At 52.1% G+C, this 1,068-nt stretch carries 1 protein-coding gene; it reads right to left on the bottom strand.

Features of this window, described 5'->3' with window-relative positions; translation table 11 throughout:
* Positions 1-101: 101 nt before the first annotated feature.
* Positions 102-986 carry a LysR family transcriptional regulator gene (locus FDW94_RS14470; protein WP_137377794.1) on the bottom strand — a complete coding sequence of 295 codons (885 nt, stop codon included), beginning with the start codon at positions 984-986 and terminating at the stop codon, positions 102-104.
* Positions 987-1,068: the final 82 nt, after the last annotated feature.

Raw genomic sequence — 1,068 nt, forward strand, 5'->3', positions numbered from 1 at the left:
TACCGCACGCGTAGGCCGGATAAGACGTCAGCCGCCATCCGGCACAGACAACACTACACACGTAGGCCGGATAAGACGTTAGTCGCCATCCGGCACAGACATCACATCGTCAATGCCGCTACCAGTTTCTCCAGCGCGGGTGTCGCCTGCAGTTGGTCATACACAATATACAAATCCGCCGGAATACGTTCCTCTAACGGTCGAAATACCACGCCAGGCCAATTCATCTGCGCATAGCTGTCAGCAATTAACGTAATACCAATCCCCATGCTGATCATCGCCAGCACCGTTTGCGGCTCCCTCACCTCACGAATAATCATCGGGGAAAATCCAGCACTCAGGCAAACTCGCTGCAAAAATGCCCAGTCAGTATGAATGGAAGGCATTGTGACAAAATATTCATTTCTCAACGCCTCCAGCGGTATGGACTCACAGGCAGTAAGAGGATGTTCTTCCGGCATGGCAACCAGAAAAGAGGACTCATGCAAACGCAAACTGGTAAACCCGGCAGAAAGCTCCGTAGCCATCCGCCAAATTCCCGCATCCAGTTCACGCCGTTCCAGCATCGTCATCTGCATCGCGGGCATGTTCTCGCGAAACAGCACCTCAACATTGGGATTATCCTTCATAAAACGCCGCATCACCGGACGCATTTTTCCCCACATCGCTGTACCGATAACGCCAAGCTCAATTCGCCCTGCCTCACCACGACCAATTTGCTCCACTCTCGCCAGCGCCTGATTAGCACTGGATAACAGTCGGCGCGACTCTTCCATCAATATCTTTCCCGCGTGAGTTAACGCCACGCTGCGGGAATGACGGATAAATAGCAAAGTGCCGAGCTGTTGCTCCAGCTCTTTAATATGGGTACTGAGCGGCGGTTGCGACATATTCAGGCGAGCAGCAGCACGTCCAAAATGCAGTTCTTCTGCGACAGCAAGAAAATAACGCAGTAACTTCAGATCGATGCGGTGCGTGCGTTCCATGGATAATGCGCTCCTGAAATAAGGATAATGCGCAAAGTTACCACATTGCCTCGCAGAAAATGAAACGGCGGGTATCAGAACC

The sequence above is a fragment of the Citrobacter sp. wls757 genome (assembly GCF_005280935.1).
GTDB classification, from domain to species: Bacteria; Pseudomonadota; Gammaproteobacteria; order Enterobacterales; family Enterobacteriaceae; genus Citrobacter; species Citrobacter portucalensis.